Origin of the sequence: Faecalibacterium sp. DFI.5.82 (assembly GCF_029076575.1) — a bacterium.
GTDB classification, from domain to species: Bacteria; Bacillota; Clostridia; order Oscillospirales; family Ruminococcaceae; genus Faecalibacterium; species Faecalibacterium duncaniae.
Genome location: NZ_JARFIS010000561.1, coordinates 1 through 308 on the forward strand (window position 1 = coordinate 1; position 308 = coordinate 308).

Annotated in this window: 2 pseudogenes; both read left to right on the forward strand. The window is 59.1% G+C overall.

Features of this window, described 5'->3' with window-relative positions:
• Positions 1–131: pseudogene (locus P0G09_RS17875) on the forward strand (RNA pseudouridine synthase); the annotation flags it as partial.
• Positions 128–308: pseudogene (locus P0G09_RS17880) on the forward strand (haloacid dehalogenase); the annotation flags it as partial. The pseudogenes P0G09_RS17875 and P0G09_RS17880, both read left to right, overlap by 4 nt.

The window sequence follows — 308 nt, forward strand, 5'->3', positions numbered from 1 at the left end:
TGAATGCAAAAACGCTGGGGTTTATTCACCCCATCACGGGGGAACACCTGCGGTTCGATTCTGAGCTGCCGGATTACTTCACCCGCTTCTTGACCACGCTCCGTCAGCGCACAGGAGGAAATAACCTATGAAAGAGACGACCATTGACCAGACCTTAGTCCTCTGTGATCTGGACAGCCTGCTGCTGGATGCCGCAGGCAACCTGCCCCAGCTCCAGCGGGACGTGCTGCAGCTTTTTGCCAGCAGGGGAGGCAGGCTGACCGTTTTCTCTCAGCGCTCGCCCCGGGCGGTCCGCTTTCTGTTGGGCG